This is a genomic window from Microbacterium sp. TPU 3598, assembly GCF_002356155.1.
GTDB lineage: Bacteria > Actinomycetota > Actinomycetes > Actinomycetales > Microbacteriaceae > Microbacterium > Microbacterium maritypicum_A.
The window spans coordinates 2,671,345-2,689,539 of record NZ_AP017975.1 but is presented as its reverse complement, the minus strand read 5'-3'; the positions used below and the strand labels follow the sequence as shown (position 1 = coordinate 2,689,539).

The following is an 18,195-nucleotide window of genomic DNA, read 5'->3' as shown; positions in this document are numbered from 1 at the left end:
CCCGGAGCCCTGCGCTATGGCAGCAGGATGATCTTGCCCGAGGCGGCGCCGGATTCCATGAGCTCATGGGCCTGCGCCGCTTCGGCGAGCGGCAGCTGCGGTCCGAGCTCGATCGTGAAGTCGCCGGTGTCCAGGAGTGCGATCGTCTCGGACAGCGCCGCGGCGCGCCAGGCGAGTTCCTGGTCGGTCAGCGGCACCGGCGATCCACCGGAGAAGGCGCGGATGCCGAAGGACGCAGCATCCGGACCCCGCACGATCGTGGCGATGCGGTCGCGGTCGGACACCAGCGCGAGCGAGGTCTCGATCGCCTCGTCGGTGCCCGCGCAATCGAGCACCACCGTGACGGCGGACGGAGCCGCCTCGCGGACCCGGTCGAGCAGGCCGTCGCCGTAGGCCACAGGGATGGCGCCGAGCTCGCGCAGCTGGTCGTGACGGGCGGGGCTCCCGGTCGCGATCACGGTCGCACCCCAGGCGACGGCGAACTGCACGGCTGCCTGTCCGACGGCCCCGGAGCCTCCGTGCACGAGCAGCACGTCGCCCTCGGTCACCCCGAGCGAGCGCAGCGCCTGGTAGGCGGTTCCGGCGGGGATGCCGATGCCCGCGCCCTCTGCGGTGGTCACGGAGTCGGGGAGCTTCGCGAGGTTCTCGGTCGGGACGGCGAGCGCCGAAGCGTAGGTGCCGTGCCCATCGCGGATCGCCACCCGGTCGCCGACCGCGAAGTCGTCGACGCCTTCGCCGAGCGCTTCGACGACACCGGCACCGTCGAAGCCGACCGGACGAGGTTCGGTGATCGGCGGCGACGGGCGCTTGCCGCCGCGCAGCTTCGCATCGATCGGGTTCGCCCCCGCCGCCTCGATGCGGACGACGACCTCGCCGCGGCCCGCCACGGGGTCGGGGATCTCGATCAGATGCAGGACAGCGGGGGAGCCGATTTCGGTGTACACGATCGCGCGAGCCATGCATTCAGGCTACCTGCGCCGACAGTGGCGGTCACGGATCAGCGCCCGGACAGCACCTTCATGATGCGCTGCGGCGACACCGGCTGCGCGGTGCCCAGACGCTGCGCGAACACGCTCACGCGGTACTCCTCGAGCAGCCAGCGCGCGTCGACGAGCGCCGGCGAGGCGTCGGCCGCGAGCGGGATCGTGCCACCGGCGTCTTCGAAGGCCTTCGCCATCCGCTCGTACTCGGTCATGCGTGCACGGTCCTTGCCGGGCTCGCTGGACAGGGTCTTCAACCGGTCGAGCATCCCCTCCAGGTACCGGGGGAAGTGCGCGAGGCGGTCGACACCGGCGGTGGAGACGAACCCGGGGTGCAGCAGTCCGCTCAACTGGGTGCGGATGTCGTTCAGCGGGCCGAGCAGGGCGAGCGAGTTCTGCGACTTGATGCCGCGCTCCACGTCGCGTGACTTCGTGAGGATGCGTGCGACCAGGGAGACGCAGGCGAACAGCTCATCGACGAGGACGGCGGAGACCGCGTCGCGCACGCGGGCGAAGCCCGCCTCGTCGCGCACGATGCCATCCGGCACGATGCCTTCGATGACTGTGCGGGCGACCGCCGCACGCGCGTCCTCGATGAGGGCGGCGGCCGACGGATAGGGCGAGGCGGCGAGTGCGAGCTTCTCCTGGCTGGTCAGGTGCTCCTGCACGTACGAGGAGGGCGAGGGCACACCCAGCAGCACGAGACGCAGCACGCCGTCGCGGGTGGCGGCCGCCGCGGCATCCGGGGTCGATTCGACGCGCACCGATACGCTCTTGCCCTGGTCGACGATGGCCGGGTACCCGCGCACGACCCCGCCGGCGACGCGGGTGTCGAGCACCTCGGGCAGTTCTCCGAAGGTCCAGGCGGTGAGGCCGGTCTGCTCGAGGGGCGCGGCCGCGATGCGTTCGATCCCGCCGCGTTCGGTGCCGCGTCTCGCTCCCGTCCCCCCGGAGCGGGGAGGAGCTGCGATCGAGCGGGCGACGCTGCTGCGGGCGCGGTCCGAGAGCTGGGTCTGCAGCGCCCGCAGGTCGCGTCCGGATCCGACGATCCTGCCGCGTTCGTCGACGGCGCGGAAGTTCATGCGCAGGTGCGGGGGCACGCGCTCGTCGTCGAAGTCGGCGGCGGAGACCAGCTGGTTCGCGAGCGGCTGGATGCGGCGGGCGAGCGCCTCCTTGAGCGTGCGCGGAGGCAGGCCGCCGTGCGACTCCGGCCCCTCCTCGACGAGCTCGGCACCGAACTTCTCGGCCCAGTCTGCGGCGGGGACCACGTGGCGACGGATCGCCTTGGGGAGGGCGCGCAGCAGGCCCGTCACCAGTTCGGCACGCAGGCCGGGAACCTGCCAGTCGAAGCCGCGGTCCTCGATCTGCGCGAGGAGCGGCAGCGGCACGACCACGCTCACGCCGTCGTCGTCGGCGCCCGGCTCGAACCGATACGCGAGGCCGAGCACCTGGTCGCCCTGGGTCCACCGGGTCGGGAACTCGCGCTGATCCGCACGCTCCTCGTCGTCGATCAGGTCGCTCTCGCGCATCACGAGCAGCTTCGGCGTCGTCGCCATGGCCTCTCGCCACCAGCTCTCGAACGACCGCACGTCGAACACCTCGGCGGGGATGCGCTCGTCGTAGAAGCGGAACACGGCCTCGTCGCCGGCGAGGATGTCGCGGCGACGCTCGCGCTCCTCGAGCTTCTCGAGGCGCTTGCGCAGTTCGGCGTTGCTGCGCCAGAACGCGCTCACCCGCTTGTCGATCCGTGTCGGATCCCACTCGCCCTCGACGAGAGCGTGCCGCACGAACAGCTCGCGTGAGGCAGCGCGGTCGATGCGGGCGAACTGCACGCGCCGACGCGGGATGATCTCGAGGCCGAACAGGGTCACCTTCTCGAAGGCGACCGCAGCACCGGCATCCTTCGACCAGTGCGGCTCGGTGACCTGACGCTTGGCGAGGTCGCCGGCGAGGGGCTCGGCCCAGGCGGGGTCGATCGCGGCGACCGTGCGGGCGAACGTGCGGGAGGTCTCGACGATCTCGGCGGCGATCACCGCACGCGGACTCTTCTTGCGCAGACCGGAGCCGGGGAAGATCGAGAAGCGGATGCCGCGCGCCCCGCGGTACTCGGCGATGCGACGGCCTTTCGGTTCCTTCGCAGGGGAGTGCGCCTTGCCTGCGGGGGCGGTGCGCTCGTCGAGGATGCCGATCTGCGAGAGCAGGCCCGACAGCAGTGCACGGTGGATGGCATCGGGATCGCTGGTGCCGCCGTCGTCGCCCGCTCTCCGGTCGTCGCGGGGGCGGTCGGGCGTCTTCACGAGCGTGCGCAGCTGGCGATGCACGTCGAACCACTCGCGCACTCGCACGTAGTTGAGGTGCTCGGAACGGCACAGGCGGCGGAACGCGCTCGAGCCGAGCTCGCGCTGCTGCTCGCGCAGGTGGTTCCAGAGGTTCAGCAGGGTGAGGAAGTCACTGGTCGGGTCGACGAAACGCGCGTGCATCCGGTCGGCTTCGTCCCGGCGCTCCTCCGGCCGCTCCCGCACGTCCTGGATGGTCATGCCCGAGACGATCGCGAGCACGTCACGCGTCACGGTGCCGCCGGAGTCCGCCTTCCCTGCTTCGATCAGCATGCGTGCGAACCGCGGATCGATCGGCATGCGGGAGATGTCGCGACCCGTGCTGGTGAGGTGCGGGGTACCGTCGCGGCGCGATGCCTCGACGGCGCCGAGCTCGGTGAGCAGGTCGAACGCGGCCTTCACGCCCCGGGAGTCGGGCGGGGTGAGGAAGGGGAACGCGGTGATGTCGCCGAATCCGAGCGACAGCATCTGCAGGATGACCGAGGCCAGCGAGGTGCGCAGGATCTCGGGCTCGGTGTACTCCGGTCGCCTGTCGTAGTCCTCTTCCGAGTAGAGACGGATCGCGATGCCGTCGCTGGTGCGGCCCGCACGGCCCGAACGCTGGTTGGCCGAGGCCTGGGAGACAGCCTCGATCGGCAGGCGCTGCACCTTGGACCGGTTGCTGTACCGGGAGATGCGCGCGGTGCCGGTGTCGATCACATATTTGATGCCGGGCACCGTGAGGCTGGTCTCGGCGACGTTCGTGGCGAGGATCACCCGGCGGCGCACGCCGGCCACCCGGCTGCGCTCGAACACCCGATGCTGGTCGGCGGCGGAGAGGCGTCCGAACAGGGGCAGCACCTCGGTGGGGGCGCGGTCGTTCGCGTAGGCGCCGCGCACGGCATCGGCGGCATCGCGGATCTCGGCCTCGCCGGGGAGGAAGACGAGAACATCGCCCGGTGCTTCCCGGTCGAGCTCGCGCAGGGCCGCGACGATCGCCGAGACCTCGTCCTCCGGCTCGGGCGGCGCATCCTCTTCGTCTGCATCCTCGACCGGCCCGCGGTAGCGGATCTCCACCGGATAGGTGCGGCCGGAGACCTCGATGATCGGTGCCGGGGTGCCGTCCGGAGCGGCGAAGTGCTTGGCGAAGCTCTCCGGATCGATCGTCGCCGAGGTGATGATCACCTTGAGGTCGGGGCGCTCCGGGAGGATGCGGGACAGGTAGCCGAGCAGGAAGTCGACATTGAGGGAGCGCTCGTGCGCCTCGTCGATGATGATCGTGTCGTAGCGGGTGAGCAACCGGTCGCGGTGGATCTCGTTGAGCAGGATGCCGTCCGTCATCAGGGCGATGCGCGTGACGTCCGACACCTTGTCGGTGAACCGCACCTTGTATCCGACGAGCGTGCCCAGCTCGACGTGGAGCTCTTCGGCGACGCGCTCGGCGATCGTGCGGGCGGCGAGGCGTCGCGGTTGCGTGTGGGCGATGCGCTCCCGACCGAGTTCCAGGGCGATCTTCGGCAGCTGGGTGGTCTTTCCCGATCCGGTCGCACCGGCGACGATCACGACCTGGTGGTCGCGGATCGCGTCGGCGATCTCAGCCCTGGCGGCACTGACCGGCAGCTCCGGGGGAAAGGAGATCACGGGGGAAGACATAGCCCTCCATCGTATGCCGGGATCGGTCCTCCACGCACCGAAGCCGGCCTCTACGATCAGGGGGTGATCACAGCTCTCGCCCCCGTCCGGTGGTTCCACGAGTTCGGACGACCTCCGCGCATCCTCGGGCTCGACGTCGCCCGAGGACTGGCGATCCTCGGCATGGCCGGAGCGCACATCGGCGAGACCGAGCCGTTCGACTGGTTCGACCCGTCGACGTGGACCGACCTGGTGCATGGACGCTCGTCGATCCTGTTCGCGGTGCTCGCGGGCATCTCGATCGCCCTCATGACGGGACGCAGCGCGCTGCCCGAACGTGAGCGCATCCCCGGCATCCGCCTGAACCTCATCGGCCGCGGCGCGGTGATCTTCGTGATCGGCCTGGCCCTCGAGATGTTGAACACCCCGATCGCAGTGATCCTCACGCTCTACGGTCTGCTCTACGTCGCGGTCATCCCGTTCCTGCGCTGGAGGCCCTGGCAGCTGCTGACGGGGGCGGCGGTGCTCGCACTCCTCGGTCCGGCGCTGCTCGCGTTCCTGAACGCGGTGATGCTGAACCCCTACGGTTCCGGCATCGGGTTCGTGCTGTACGGCACGTACCCCATCACGGTCTGGATGTCACTGGTGCTGGCCGGCATGGCCCTCGGACGCCTGCGCGTCGAGCGGATGCGCACCGCGGCGGTCGCGCTCGGCGTCGGATTCGCGCTCGTGGTGGTCGGGTACGGTCTGGGCGGGGTCGGCCACGCCGCCGGTCTCGCCGGCGACGTCGGGAACGGCTCATCGGGGACGGAGGTCTCGTCGGGCAGCTCGATCGTCGACCCCGGCTTCGTCGACATGGGCACGGCTCCCACCGGGTGGGAGGCCTACCCGCAGGCGTTCGCCGAGACCGACCCGCTCCGTGCCGTGCTCACGGCGGTCTTCGCCGTCGACCCGCACAGTGGAGGTACGGCCGAGATCCTCGGGTCCGGCGGGTTCGCCCTCGTCGTCATCGCCCTGTGCCTGCTGCTGAGCACACCTCTGCGCTGGGCGCTGCTCCCGCTGGGTGCGCTCGGTTCCATGCCGCTCTCGGCATACAGTGCGCATGTGCTCTCGATCATGCTGGTCGGTGGACCGGGGTCGTTCTTCACCAGCAACACGTTCTGGGCCGCGACCGCGATCGCTCTGCTCCTGCTGACCACGCTCTGGTCGATGTTCTTCGGCCGCGGACCGCTCGAACGCCTGGTCGGTCGGGGAGCGACGGCGATGGCGTCGGTGCCCCGGAGCTGACTCCGTCGATGCCCACCACGTCGCCGACCATAGGGCCGACCACGTCGCCGACCACGACGAGGGCCGAGAAGACGATGTGCTAGCGTGGAACGGCGACGCTTTCTGGCGTCCGCGACCGACCCCGTCTCGGGTCGGACTGGGGAGTTTCGAACTGGGGAGTTCACACCACCGCGTTGCGGCGATCCATTCGCCGTCTCGATGTCGTCGAGTGCGCGGGGGATGACGCCTGCGCGTTCGGAACGGCATCGACTGGGGAGTCACGGTGGGGAACACGAGTTTCGGGCGACGGGCACGCGGTGCCGTCGCATCAATTCTGACGGCCGGCCTGCTGATCGCGGGTCTGTCCGGTGTGGGAGCGACGGCGGCCGCTGCAGCCGACGTGCCGCCGACGACGCCGCCGCAGCTGCAGCGCGACGAGAACGTGGTGACGTCGGATCCGATTCCGACCGTCCAGATCGACAACGGATACGTGTGGGCGCAGACCACGATCGGCACCACCGTGTACGCGGTCGGCAAGTTCGACAACGCGCGTGAGCCGAAGGCCGCGCCCGGCACGGCCCTCACCGCACGCTCGAACGTGCTGGCGTACGACATCGTCTCCGGCGCGCTGTCGTCATTCGCCCCGAAGGTCAACGGCGTGATCAAGGCCGTCGCGGCATCGCCCGACGGAACGCGCATCTACATCGGCGGATCCTTCAACAGTGTGAACGGCAAGGACCGGTGGAACTTCGCGGCGCTCGATGCGAAGACCGGCGAGCTGGTCCCGCAGTTCGCGCCGTCGATCGGCGGCAGTGGCGTGTACGCGATCACCACCGACGGATCGAACATCTACCTCGGGGGTCTGTTCACTCAGGCCAACGGCGTCGCCCGGAAGAACCTCGCCGCCTTCGACCAGAAGAACGGTGCGCTGCTGAGCTGGGCTCCCCAGGCCGACCGCCAGGTCGATGCCCTGGTGATGGATCCGGCCGGCACGAACGTCATCGTCGGAGGGCGCTTCTCGACGGTCAACGGCAGCAGTCTCCGTGGCTCGGCCGCTGTGGACAAATCCACCGGTGCAGCGGACACCTCCTGGGGCATCTCCCAGGTCGTGAAGAACAGCGGGAGCAGCAGCAACTCCGGTATCTTCGCCCTCGCCACCGACGCGAACTCGGTCTACGGCACCGGGTGGAGCTGGGCCGGCGGGGGCAACCTCGAGGGCACGTTCGCCGCAGAGGCGGGAACAGGAGCGGTGCGCTGGATCGCGGATTGCCACGGCGATCACTACGGCGTGTACTCGACCGGCAAGGTCGTCTACACGACGAGCCACATGCACTCCTGCAACACGATGGGCCTGCAGCCGCAGAAGAACCCGGCGGTCTACCAGTACGCCGAGGCGTACACGGCCGATGCGCGCGGCACCCTCTCCGCGAACACCTACTCGGGGTACGCCAACTGGGCGGGAACCCCTGCGCCGTCGCCCTTCCAGTGGGCTCCGGACTGGTCGGTGGGCACCACCACCGGACTCGGCCAGGCGGGCCTGTCCATCACGGGCGCGGGCGACATGATCTCGATCGGCGGCGAGTTCCGATCCGTCAACGGCGGTCAGTTCGAGGGACTGGTCCGGTTCTCCACGAACCCGCCTGGCGGCGCCAAGGACGGTCCCCGTGTCGCCGCTGCGGACTGGAAGCCCACGGCGGGCACATCGCCCGTCCCCGGGCGCGCTCGCGTGACGATCCAGACGAACTGGGATCGGGATGACCTGACCCTCACCTACGAGCTGTACCGAGCCGGAACCGCTGAACCTGTGGCGAGCACGACTGCGGACGGCACCTGGTGGAAGCGCGCGACGGTCACGCTCGATGACCCGACGGCGACGTCGGGCGCGACGCAGAGCTACACCGTGGTCGCGAAGGACGCCGCCGGGAACACCGCGACCAGTGCGAGCGTGAACGCGAAGGCGAACGCGGGGACCGTCTCGGCATACACGGCCAAGGTCCTCGCGGACGGTCCCTCGCTGTACTACCCGATGGGAAACATCTCGAAGGATTGGGCGGGCGCTAACACCCCGGTGAACGGGTCGGGCGCCACGGTCTCGTCGGCCGGCATCGAGAACAGCGGCACGGGATCGACCGCCTTCAACGGCACCACGACCGGCCGGGTCTCGTCCGACGCCAAGGCGGCGGTGTCGAAGGATTTCTCCTCGGAGATCTGGTTCCAGACGACCACGAAGACCGGCGGCATGCTCATCGGCTCCGGAGCCGCCAAGACGGGAAGCTCCGCGACCGTCGACCGACAGCTCTACATGACGAACAGCGGCACTCTGACCTTCGGCGTCTTCGCCGGTCAGACGCGCGCCACGGTGGCAGGGGACAAGGCGCTGAACGACGGAACGTGGCATCACGCGGTCGTCTCGCAGAACGCGGAGGGGATGAAACTCTACGTCGACGGTGAGCTCGTCGCCTCGGATCCTGCGGTGACGACGTCCAGGACCGACTCCGCCTACCTCCGCATCGGGGGCGATGCCCTCGCGGGCTGGCCGTCGGCTCCCTCGTCGAACTACTTCAAGGGTGCGCTGGACGAGGCCGCGGTGTACCCGTTCGCGTTGAACGCGGATCAGGTGCGGTCGCACTTCCAGCTGGGGAAGGGCATGAAGGCTCCGACGGCGGCATTCACGGCGCAGTCGACCGATCTGAGCGTGGCGGTCGACGCGTCGGGCTCGTCCGCGGACGGCGGAGCATCGATCAGTGCTTACGCCTGGGACTTCGGCGACGGTTCGACGGCCACGGGCGCGACCGCGACGCACGAATACGCTGCAGCGGGGACCTACACGGTGCGCGTGACGGTGACGGACAGTCGTGGACTGTCGGCATCGAGCGAGAAGCAGGTCGTGGTCACGGCCCCCGTCGTCGCCGATGTCGTCGTGGCATCGGACGGGTTCGATCGTGCGGTCGATTCCGGCTGGGGCACCGCTGATGTCGGTGGTCTGTGGACGCCGATGCAGGGCAAGTCGACCGCGCTCTCCGTGGCAGAGGGTGCCGGGGTGATCGACCTCGCCGCAGGGCAGACGCGCGAGATGCTGCTGGACGATGCATCGGTGCGGGATTCCGCCACGACGATGTCCTACACGCTCTCGGCCGGTCCGGAGTCCGGCACGGCGTACGTCGGTGCGGGTTCTCGTCGCGCCGGCGACAGCGGGTTCCGAGCCCTGGCCTGGCATCGCGCCGATGGGGCGGTCTGGGTGGTGATCCAGCGCAACGGGACGGCGATCGCCAGCGCGGCGGTCCCCGGTCTGACCTGGAGTGCCGGGACGATGTTCCACCTGTCGACGGAGACGTCGGGTTCACCGTCGACGACCATCCGCGCCAAGGTGTGGGCCGACGGCCAGCCCGAGCCGGCGGCGTGGCAGGTGTCCGCGACGGATACGACGTCGACGCTCCAGGGCGAGGGATCGCCGTCGGTGTTCTCGTATCGGGCCGGCAGCGCGACCGGCACGAACATCGTGCGGGTGCACGAGGTCAAGGCCATCCGCTCGGGCGAGTGAGCTCAGGAACGAGTGCGCGGGTGGGGGCACCGGATCGGGTGCCCCCACCGGTGTCTCTCAGAAGTGCGTGCCGCCGTCGATGCGCACCTCGGTGCCGGTGACGAAGGCACCGTCTTCGCTCGCGAGCATCGCCACGACGCCGGCGACCGATTCCGGTCCGGCGAAACCCTGACCGATCGCGGGCGCGAGCTTCATGAACAGGCTCATGTCGGCGTCGGCGGGCAGGCCCGGACCGTTGCTCTGGTTGCTCTGGCCGGATCCGTCGGTCATGCCGGACGAGATCGACCCGGGCTGCACCGCGGTGAAGCGGATCCCGCTCTTCGCGTATTCGGCGGCGAGCGCGTGGGTCATCGACTGCACGCCGCCCTTGCTGGCCGCGTAGGCAGCCATGTAGGGGTGCGCGAAGCCGGCTGAGGTCGAGCTGAAGTTCACCACGGCGGACGACGAGCCGTCGAGCAGTGCGGGGATCGCCGCGCGGATCACGAGGAACGTGCCGACCAGGTTGATCCGGATGACCTGCTCGAACTGGTCGAGCGTCGTCTCGTGGGTGTGCGAGGAGCGCAGGATTCCGGCGGCGTTCACGAGCACGTCGAGTCCGCCCAGAGCAGCGACGGCCTCGGCGACGCCGGCAGCCACGGAGGCTTCGTCGGCGATGTTCATCGTGACGGTCGTGAGGCGTTCGGCGAGTGCGCCGGCCTGGGCGACCGTGTCTTCGAGACCCGCGGTGCTGACGTCGGCGGCGACGACGCTGCCGCCTTCGCGGAGCATGCGCAGCACGGTGGCCTGACCGATGCCCGACCCTCCGCCGGTGACGAGCGCCCGACGTCCTTCGTAGCGGTTCATGATCTTCCCTTTCGTGGTGAATGTCGTGGTGGATGCGGTGATGGTGTCGCGAGGCGACGTTCCGTTGTAGGCAGACTATGCCTGTATGGCAGAACGTGCCACATAGACCCAACCTGCCGCGGCGTTCGCCTATTCCCGTACGCTGTGACGGTGGAGACCTCGACCCTCACCGAACGCCGCCGGGCCGCGACCGAGCGGGACATCGCGGACGCCGCCGCCGCGCTGTTCGCCGAGCAGAGCGTGGCGGGGGTCACCGCCGAGCAGATCGCGGCGCGCGCGGGTGTCTCGGTGCGTACGTTCTACCGGTACTTCGCCCGGAAGGAAGACGCGATCACGCCCATCCTCAGCGTCGGCGCCCAGCGCTGGCAGGAGGCATTCGCGCAGGTGGGGGAGCTTTCGCTGCGGGAGCGGATCCCCGCCGTGATCCACGCCCAGCTCGCCGAGGGCGGGTCAGGGGAGCGGTCATCCGAGGGGCTCGAACTCGACACGATGCTCGGCGTGCTCCGGGGCCTCGACGACGACACGGCGATGCGCGATGTCTGGCTGCGCGTCAACGACGACTCCGAGCGTCGACTGCGAGCGATCCTCCGGGAGCGGGGGATCGCGGTGTGGGATGCGGCTCTGCTCGCCGCTGTCGCGACGGCCTCCATCCGCGTCGGTCTCGAGCAGTGGGCGGCGGATCCCGACGGTGCTCGTCCCGCGGAGCGCGCTGTCGAGGCCTTCCAGGCCATGTCGCAGGGGCTCGACGGGCTCGACTGACTTCTTTCGTCACCGGCCGGTCCGACCTGTCATCACAGGTCATAGGCTGGAGGCATGACGATTCCTGCACTCGAACTGAACGACGGCAACTCCATCCCGCAGCTCGGCTACGGCGTCTTCAAGGTGCCGCCGGCAGAGACCGAGCGGGCGGTGAGCGAGGCGCTCGAGATCGGCTACCGCCACATCGACACCGCCGCCATCTACGGCAACGAAGAGGGCGTCGGCGCCGCCATCGCCGCCTCCGGCATCCCGCGCGACGAGCTGTTCATCACGACGAAGCTCTGGAACGACCGTCACCACGACGACGAGCCGCGCGCCGCCATCGGCGAGAGCCTCGAGAAGCTCGGACTCGACGAGGTCGACCTCTACCTCGTGCACTGGCCGACCCCGGCCAAGGACGACTATGTGCACGCGTTCGCGAAGCTCATCGAGCTCCGCGAGGCGGGTCTCACCCGCAGCATCGGCGTCTCGAACTTTCTGGTCCCGCACCTGGAGCGCACGGTCAAGGAGACCGGCGTCGTCCCGGCCGTGAACCAGATCGAGCTGCACCCGGCGTACCAGCGCCGCGAAGAGGTCGCCTGGGCCGACGCGAACGGCGTCCGCATCGAGGCGTGGGGTCCTCTCGGCCAGGGCAAGTACGACCTCTTCGGCATCCCGGCGGTGGCAGATGCCGCCGCAGCGCACGGCGTCACCCCGGCACAGGCGGTGCTCCGCTGGCACCTGCAGAAGGGCATCATCGTGTTCCCGAAGTCGGTGCGCGCCGAGCGGCTGCGTGAGAACCTCGACGTCTTCGGCTTCGAACTGACCGACGCCGAGATCGCGGCGATCGACGCCCTCGACCCGCTCGACGGCTCCGGCCGCGTCGGCTCGCACCCGGACGAGGTCAACTGACCCCGCTCCCGTGGGACGGAGCCTCGGGCTCACATGACGCCCCGTGTCGCATCGCGCGACACGGGGCGCCGTCGTGAGTACCGTCGAGGCATGACAGCTCCGTTCCGCGTCGTCGCCGTGTCGGGATCCCTGCACGAGCCCAGCAAGACGACCGCCCTCGTCCGCGCGATCACCGCCGCCATCGCCGAGCGCGCCGAGGTCGAGTCGCAGCTCATCGAACTGACGCAGATCGGTCCGGGACTGGCCGGCGCGCTGCAGCGCGATCAGCTGCCGCCGGAGGTCGAGGCGCAGCTGCAGGCGATCGAATCGGCCGACCTGCTGATCGTGGGCAGCCCCGTCTACCGGGCGTCGTTCACGGGGCTCTTCAAGCACCTGTTCGATTTCGTCGGCCAGTACGACCTGGTGGGCAAGCCGGTGCTGCTCGCCGCGACCGGTGGCGGCGAGAAGCACGCGTTGATCATCGAGCACCAGCTGCGTCCGCTGTTCGCGTTCTTCCAGGCGCTCACCCTTCCGCTCGGCGTCTACGCGAGCAACACCGACTTCGACGGCTACGAGATCGCCTCCGAGGTGCTCGAGGCCCGCATCGCGTTGGCTGCCGAGCGCGCCCTTCCGCTGGTGGGGTATGCGGCATCGCGTCCGATCGAGCTGCTCGTCGGCTGACCGCACCCCCTCCGCGCGGCGTAGCGTGAAGGCATGACCAATCGGCTCGCCGACACTCTCAGCCCGTATCTCCGCGCGCACGCCGACAACCCCGTCGACTGGTACCCGTGGGGCGAGGAGGCATTCGACGAGGCGCGGCGGCGGGATGTGCCGCTCCTGATCTCGATCGGCTACTCGACCTGCCACTGGTGCCATGTGATGGCTCGGGAGTCGTTCGCCGACCCGGCCACCGCCGCGCTCATCAACGACGGGTTCGTGGCCGTCAAAGTCGACCGTGAGGAGCACCCGCAGGTGGACGGCGCCTACATGGCCGCGGCCTCCGCCTTCACGCAGAACCTCGGCTGGCCGCTCACCGTGTTCGCCACACCGCGTGGGCGCACCTTCTATGCCGGCACATACTGGCCACCGGAATCCCGGCCGCCGATGCCCGCATTCCGCGACGTGCTCGCGGCGGTGCGGGAGGCGTGGACTCTGCGTCGTGCGCAGGCGGAGGAGTCGGCGGATGCCGTGACCGACGCGCTCGCCCGGGCGGCGGAATCCGCACCATCGGACCTGCCGGACATGGTCGCGATCGCCGCGGCGGCCGCGTCCATCGCGCAGCGCGAGGATCGGCAGTTCGGCGGCTTCGGCGGCGCGCCCAAGTTCCCCGTCGCCACGACACTGCGATTCCTGCAGCATCCGCTCGTGCGAGAAGGCGCTCCCGAGGCGGCGGCCGCGGCGGCACGCGCGCTCGCGGCGATGGCGGGTTCGGACCTGCGCGACGCCGATGGAGGATTCTTCCGTTATGCGACACAGCGTGACTGGACCGTGCCGCACTACGAGCGGATGCTGACCGACAACGCGCAGCTGCTCGAGATCGCGCGCGACGCGGGAGACGAGCAGACCGTGCGGGGCATCGCCTCCTTCCTGATCGACGTGCTCCAGCGCGACGGCGGGGGATTCGGTGCGGCGCAGGACTCGGAGTCGACGATCGACGGCGTGCGCAACGAGGGCGGGTACTACCTTCGCGCCCTCGCCGACCGTACGGGTCTGGAGGTGCCGGCCGTCGACGGGAAGGTGATCACCGGTTGGAACGGACTCGCGATCGCCGCCCTCGCCCGGGCGGGGGCGGCCTTCGGGGAGCAGGGCTGGATCGACGCGGCCGTCTCCGCTGCGGAACAGGTGCTGCGGATCAACCGGGATGCCGACGGTGCCCTGGTACGTGCTTCCCTCGACGGGCGGGCATCCGCCGCGGTCGCGACCGCCGCCGACCTCGGGCTGCTCGCCGACGGTCTGTTCGCGCTCGCCCTGGCGACGGGCGACGCGGGGTGGGCGGTGGAGGCGCGCGTCGTCCTCGACGAGGCTCTCGAGGGGGCGGCCGGTGACGACCCGCTCCTGTCGGCCCAGGGCATCGCGACGTCGCCCGATCAGACCGATGGCGACCTGCCCTCAGACGCGGCGGCCGTCGCCGGTGCCGCCCTGACGGCCTGGTGGCTGGGGGCGGGGGAGCGATATCGCGAAGCGGCCGTCTCGACGGTGAGCGCGCTCGCCGAGCGCTCTCGGGAGCAGCCGTTCGCCCACGGCACGCTGCTGCGGGTGGCCGCAGGACTCGCCGTTCCACCTCGCCAGCTCGTCGTGGTCACCGAGGCACGTGGCAGCGCCCTGGCCGTGGCGGGGAGGGGTGCGGACGCCGAGGTGGTCGCCGTGGTCAGCGCCGAGCAGGCGCGATCGTTCGCGGATGCGGGATTCGCCCTGTTCCAGGGCAAGGATGCGACGACGGAACGCGCCTACGACTGCCGGGCGTTCGTGTGCCGACTGCCGGTGAGCGATCCCGCCGAGGTGTCAGTCGGGCGCTGACGGTCGGCCCGCGCTCCCGCCGGGGGCTCCTACGCTGGGAACGAACCGGTTTCGAGGGAGGAACGGGCATGACCGTGCAGCACATCGAGTGGGTCGACATCCCGGCGGGGACACTGCAGCGGGGAACGCCGCTCGATCAGATCGATGCCCTCACCGTCCGGTATGCCGCCACCGGTGTTCCGCCCGCCTGGTATCGGAAGGAGACGCCGCGCACGCCGGTCGCCGTCCCGGCGTTCCGACTCGCCCGCACCCCGGTGACGGTCGCGCAGTGGGCGGCGTACGCGGAGGCGACCGGCGCCCGCGCCATCTCCGGGATCGACGAGCATCCGGTGGTCGGGGTCTCGTGGGACGAGGCCACCGCCTACGCCGCATGGATCGGCTCGCAGCTCGGCGTGGACGCCCGCCTGCCGACCGAAGACGAGTGGGAGCGGGCGGCGCGCGGCGACGACACCCGCGAGTTCCCGTGGGGTGACGAGTACGTCCAGGGCCGGGCGAACCTGTTCGATCTGGGACTGGGCACCACCACACCTGTCGGCGCGTTTCCCGACGGCGCCAGTCCGTTCGGGGTGCTCGACATGGCCGGCAACGTCGACGAGTGGACCTCGACCCTGTACGCGCCGTATCCGGGAGCGCCCGATGACGTCCCCGCCGTCGAGGACTGGGCGGCCGACCCGCACATCACACGCGGCGGAGCGTTCCGCCACGACGTGGATCTTGCCCGCTGCGCCCGACGGCACGGGGCGTACGAGGCGGACCTCGTCGCTGTGGGCATCGGCTTCCGCCTCGCGGCGCCCGCGATCGCGACAGCGTGACTGTGCAATCTGACTAACCGTCGCCCCAGGAGTGCCGGTCGGTTGCGCGAGATGCGCAGCTTCCGGTGCGCCGATTGCTCAGTCGATGCGATCCGTTCTACTGTTGCGCGACAGCAGGCGGTGCCGCTCGGGGGCCGCCCATGGATCACAGCAAGGACGCTCTGACGATGCCCCTCCCCACCCGCGCCGGACTCGACGCCGTTCCCGCGTACCGTCAGGGGCGCTCCGCCCCGGCCGGTGCCTCGAAGCTCTCCTCGAACGAGTCCCCGCATCCGCCGCTGCCCTCGGTCGTCGCGGCCGTGCGCGATCGCCTCGACGGCATCCACCGCTACCCGGACATGAGCGCCGCCGCCCTGCGCGAACGGCTGGCCGACCGCTACGGCGTCGATCCGTCGGAGGTCACGGTCGGTGCGGGGTCGGTCGAGATCGCCGCTCAGCTCATCCACGCGGTCGCCGGCGATGGTGACGAGGTGGTCTTCGCGTGGCGGTCGTTCGAGGCGTACCCGTCCCTGGTTCGCATCGCCGGTGCCACGCCCGTCCCGGTGCCGCTCGACGCAGACCACGGACACGACCTCGACGCGATGCTCGCGGCGATCACCCCGCGCACCCGCCTGATCTTCGTGTGCAACCCGAACAACCCGACGGGCACCGTGGTCGGCGCCGACGAGCTCGAGCGCTTCGTCGCCGCGGTACCGCACGACGTGCTCGTGGTGATCGACGAGGCCTATGTGCACTTCGATCGCACCGAGAGTCGAGGTGCCGGCATCGAGCTGTTCCGGCGGCACCCGCATGTGGCGGTGCTGCACACGTTCTCCAAGGCCTACGGGCTCGCGGGCCTGCGCATCGGCTATGCGATCGCCCCGGCCGCCGTCGCGGAGAACCAGCGCAAGGTCGCCGTGCCGTTCGGCGTGACCGACCTCGCGCAGACCGCGGCGCTCGCCTCGCTGGACGCCGAGGACGAGCTCGCGACACGCATCGACGAGGTCGTCGTGCAGCGCGACCGGCTCCATGCCGTGCTCGTGGCGGCCGGATGGCCCGCCGTCCGGTCCCAGGCGAACTTCGTGTGGGTGCCGTCCGCCGACCGCACCGCGGAGCTCGAGCACCTGCTGCAGGAGGGCGGCGTGATCGCGCGCGCCTTCGCCGGGGAGGGCATCCGCATCTCCTCGGGCTCTGTGGAGGACATCGACCGGGTGGAGGCCGCGCTCGCAGGCGCCGCCCGGGAACGCGGTGCCGCTGCGCGTGTGGAGGTCGGCGCATGACCGATGACCGCATGACCGAGATCCCCCGACCACCACGACCACCAAGGGCCTGCACCCGGGCCTGACCCGCCGCCAGATCTCGATGATGGGGCTGGGAGGTGCGATCGGCGCCGGGCTGTTCGTCGGATCAGGGCAGGCGATCAGCATCGCGGGGCCCGCCGTGCTGGTGTCGTACCTGGTCGCGGGCGGCATCGTCGTGCTCGTGATGGCCATGCTGGCCGAGATGGTCGCCGCCCGGCCCAGCTCGGGTGCTTTCAGCTCGTACGCCCAGAAGGCGATGGGACGCAGCGCCGGCAGCGCGGTCGGCTGGCTCTACTGGATCCAGCTGGTCGTGGTGATCGCCGCCGAGGCGACCGGTGCCGGTGCGATCGTGGCCAACTGGACGCCGGGCATCCCGGCCTGGGTGTGGGTGCTGATCTTCGTCGTCGCGCTCACCGCGGTGAATCTGTTCGGGGTGCGCAACTACGGCCGCTTCGAGTTCTGGTTCGCGGCGATCAAGGTCGCGGCGATCATCGCCTTCCTCGTGGTGGGGGTGTGCGCGATCGTCGGGCTGATCCCCGGTGTGCCGGCGACCGGCATCGCGAACCTGGTCGACAACGGCGGCTTCGCACCGAACGGCATCGCCGGGATCGCCGGCGCCCTGCTGATCGTCGTCTTCGCGTTCGGAGGTACCGAGGTCGTCGCGATCGCCGCCGCGGAGTCGAACGATCCCGCCCACAACATCCGCCGCATCGTGCGGGAGGTGCTCGTGCGCATCCTCGTCTTCTACGTCGGATCGATCTTCGTGATCGTGGCTGTGCTGCCCTGGAACGACCCCGCCGTGAAGGCGGGGCCCTTCTCGGCGGTGCTCGAGACGCTGAACGTGCCCGGCGTCGGTCTGGTGATGGACCTCATCGTGATCATCGCGCTGCTGTCGGCCATGAACGCCAACATCTACGGCGCCTCGCGCATGGCGTATTCGCTGGGGGAGCGCGGGCTCGCCCCGCTGGCCGCGACCCGCACGAGCCTCAAGGGCGTGCCGTTCGTCGCCGTGCTGGCCTCCGTGGCGTTCGGGTTCGTCACGGTCGGGCTCAACTGGGCCTTCCCTGACGTGGTGCTGCCTGCCCTGCTCAACGTGGTCGGCTCGACGCTGCTCGTGATCTGGACCGCCACCGCGGTGGCGCAGATCATCCTCCGCCGTCGCGCGGATCGTGCCGGCGAGGCGATGCCGATGCGTATGTGGGGCTTCCCCTGGCTGTCGTGGCTGTGCCTGGTGCTGCTCGCCGCGGTGATCGCCCTCGCGATGATCGATGAGGCCGCGCGCATCCAGCTGCTGCTCACGCTGGGTCTCACCGCCGTCCTCCTCCTCGTCGCCCGGGCGACCAGGAGCGTGGCCCGGCCCGGCGTCCCACGGGAGTAGCG

12 protein-coding genes are annotated in these 18,195 nt (G+C 70.3%); 9 read left to right on the top strand and 3 right to left on the bottom strand.

What is annotated here, in order from left to right; translation table 11 throughout:
- Positions 1 to 14 precede the first annotated feature (14 nt).
- Together MST3598_RS12685 and hrpA are read right to left on the bottom strand one after the other, a co-directional pair.
- Complete coding sequence (locus MST3598_RS12685; RefSeq protein WP_029259594.1) at positions 15 to 959, bottom strand: quinone oxidoreductase family protein; 945 nt, start codon at positions 957 to 959, stop codon at positions 15 to 17.
- Between the two features lie 38 nt (positions 960 to 997).
- Positions 998 to 4,948 carry an ATP-dependent RNA helicase HrpA gene (hrpA, locus tag MST3598_RS12680; protein ID WP_029259595.1) on the bottom strand — a complete coding sequence of 1,317 codons (3,951 nt, stop codon included), beginning with the start codon at positions 4,946 to 4,948 and terminating at the stop codon, positions 998 to 1,000.
- 63 nt (positions 4,949 to 5,011) lie between these two features.
- Here hrpA and MST3598_RS12675 point away from each other — a divergent pair, with 63 nt between their 5' ends.
- Together MST3598_RS12675 and MST3598_RS12670 are read left to right on the top strand one after the other, a co-directional pair.
- Positions 5,012 to 6,214, top strand: coding sequence for a heparan-alpha-glucosaminide N-acetyltransferase domain-containing protein (locus MST3598_RS12675; protein WP_029259596.1), 1,203 nt, complete (start codon positions 5,012 to 5,014; stop codon positions 6,212 to 6,214).
- 262 nt (positions 6,215 to 6,476) lie between these two features.
- A complete protein-coding gene (locus MST3598_RS12670; protein WP_231494455.1) occupies positions 6,477 to 9,734 on the top strand; it encodes a LamG-like jellyroll fold domain-containing protein in 3,258 nt (1,085 codons plus the stop codon).
- Between the two features lie 57 nt (positions 9,735 to 9,791).
- Here the strand turns inward: MST3598_RS12670 and MST3598_RS12665 are convergent, their stop codons facing one another.
- Positions 9,792 to 10,577, bottom strand: a complete 786-nt coding sequence (locus MST3598_RS12665) for an SDR family NAD(P)-dependent oxidoreductase (RefSeq protein ID WP_029259598.1) — start codon at positions 10,575 to 10,577, stop codon at positions 9,792 to 9,794.
- Positions 10,578 to 10,727: 150 nt separating this feature from the next.
- Here MST3598_RS12665 and MST3598_RS12660 point away from each other — a divergent pair, with 150 nt between their 5' ends.
- From MST3598_RS12660 to MST3598_RS12630, 7 genes are all read left to right on the top strand, one after another.
- Positions 10,728 to 11,336 carry a TetR/AcrR family transcriptional regulator gene (locus MST3598_RS12660; RefSeq protein ID WP_231494456.1) on the top strand — a complete coding sequence of 203 codons (609 nt, stop codon included), beginning with the start codon at positions 10,728 to 10,730 and terminating at the stop codon, positions 11,334 to 11,336.
- Between the two features lie 54 nt (positions 11,337 to 11,390).
- Complete coding sequence (locus MST3598_RS12655; protein WP_029259600.1) at positions 11,391 to 12,227, top strand: aldo/keto reductase; 837 nt, start codon at positions 11,391 to 11,393, stop codon at positions 12,225 to 12,227.
- A 90-nt stretch (positions 12,228 to 12,317) separates the two neighbouring features.
- Complete coding sequence (msuE, locus tag MST3598_RS12650) at positions 12,318 to 12,887, top strand: FMN reductase (protein ID WP_029259601.1); 570 nt, start codon at positions 12,318 to 12,320, stop codon at positions 12,885 to 12,887.
- 33 nt (positions 12,888 to 12,920) lie between these two features.
- Positions 12,921 to 14,723: a thioredoxin domain-containing protein gene (locus tag MST3598_RS12645; RefSeq protein ID WP_029259602.1), complete on the top strand. Its 1,803-nt coding sequence runs from the start codon at positions 12,921 to 12,923 to the stop codon at positions 14,721 to 14,723.
- Positions 14,724 to 14,791: 68 nt separating this feature from the next.
- Entirely contained in the window at positions 14,792 to 15,535 is a 744-nt protein-coding gene (locus tag MST3598_RS12640) for a formylglycine-generating enzyme family protein (RefSeq protein ID WP_029259603.1), read from the top strand.
- A gap of 167 nt (positions 15,536 to 15,702) precedes the next feature.
- On the top strand, positions 15,703 to 16,794 hold the full coding sequence (gene hisC / locus MST3598_RS12635) for a histidinol-phosphate transaminase (RefSeq protein WP_036271661.1): 1,092 nt from the start codon (positions 15,703 to 15,705) through the stop codon (positions 16,792 to 16,794).
- A gap of 82 nt (positions 16,795 to 16,876) precedes the next feature.
- Positions 16,877 to 18,193, top strand: coding sequence for an amino acid permease (locus MST3598_RS12630; protein ID WP_157749864.1), 1,317 nt, complete (start codon positions 16,877 to 16,879; stop codon positions 18,191 to 18,193).
- The last annotated feature ends 2 nt before the right edge of the window (positions 18,194 to 18,195 follow it).

Coding starts and splice junctions, on each gene's coding strand:
- MST3598_RS12685 (WP_029259594.1), bottom strand. CDS start 959: ATGGCTCGCGCGATCGTGTACACCGAAATCGGCTCCCCCGCTGTCCTG.
- hrpA (WP_029259595.1), bottom strand. CDS start 4,948: ATGTCTTCCCCCGTGATCTCCTTTCCCCCGGAGCTGCCGGTCAGTGCC.
- MST3598_RS12665 (WP_029259598.1), bottom strand. CDS start 10,577: ATGAACCGCTACGAAGGACGTCGGGCGCTCGTCACCGGCGGAGGGTCG.
- MST3598_RS12655 (WP_029259600.1), top strand. CDS start 11,391: ATGACGATTCCTGCACTCGAACTGAACGACGGCAACTCCATCCCGCAG.
- msuE (WP_029259601.1), top strand. CDS start 12,318: ATGACAGCTCCGTTCCGCGTCGTCGCCGTGTCGGGATCCCTGCACGAG.
- MST3598_RS12645 (WP_029259602.1), top strand. CDS start 12,921: ATGACCAATCGGCTCGCCGACACTCTCAGCCCGTATCTCCGCGCGCAC.
- MST3598_RS12640 (WP_029259603.1), top strand. CDS start 14,792: ATGACCGTGCAGCACATCGAGTGGGTCGACATCCCGGCGGGGACACTG.
- hisC (WP_036271661.1), top strand. CDS start 15,703: ATGCCCCTCCCCACCCGCGCCGGACTCGACGCCGTTCCCGCGTACCGT.
- MST3598_RS12630 (WP_157749864.1), top strand. CDS start 16,877: ATGATGGGGCTGGGAGGTGCGATCGGCGCCGGGCTGTTCGTCGGATCA.